This is a genomic window from Wolbachia endosymbiont of Tuta absoluta, from assembly GCF_059414725.1.
In genome coordinates, this window is the sequence record NZ_JBNRJY010000393.1 from 1 (window position 1) to 317 (window position 317).

1 protein-coding gene is annotated in these 317 nt (G+C 39.7%); it reads right to left on the minus strand.

Going from position 1 to position 317, the window contains the following annotated elements:
- Window positions 1–85 precede the first annotated feature (85 nt).
- Window positions 86–317, minus strand: a 232-nt coding sequence (locus tag ACJ5GX_RS04215; protein WP_495292733.1) for a peroxidase family protein, incomplete at its 5' end; no start/stop codon positions are given.

The window sequence follows — 317 nt, forward strand, 5'->3', positions numbered from 1 at the left end:
CTTGTTTTAATTTATATTTTGATTTTACTGTATTTCCTGTGTACAATAAAGTAATTTGAATTGAATTGAATAGTGACCATAAATATCACATAGCGCAACTTACAACAGGTCCGAACTGGTAGAAGTCTTCAAAGGCTGGTAGACCGATCAGCCGGCGGTACTGGTTGTAGGACCTCACTCCCCAGTCCCTGCCGCGCTGGATGTTGATGGTAGCCAGATCCAGGCCGAATGATGCTTTTAAAGGATCATGAACTTCGGTTCCTTTTTTATATTCAATGCCGTCAATTCTTGTTTTAAAAGGTAAAACTTCACCATTA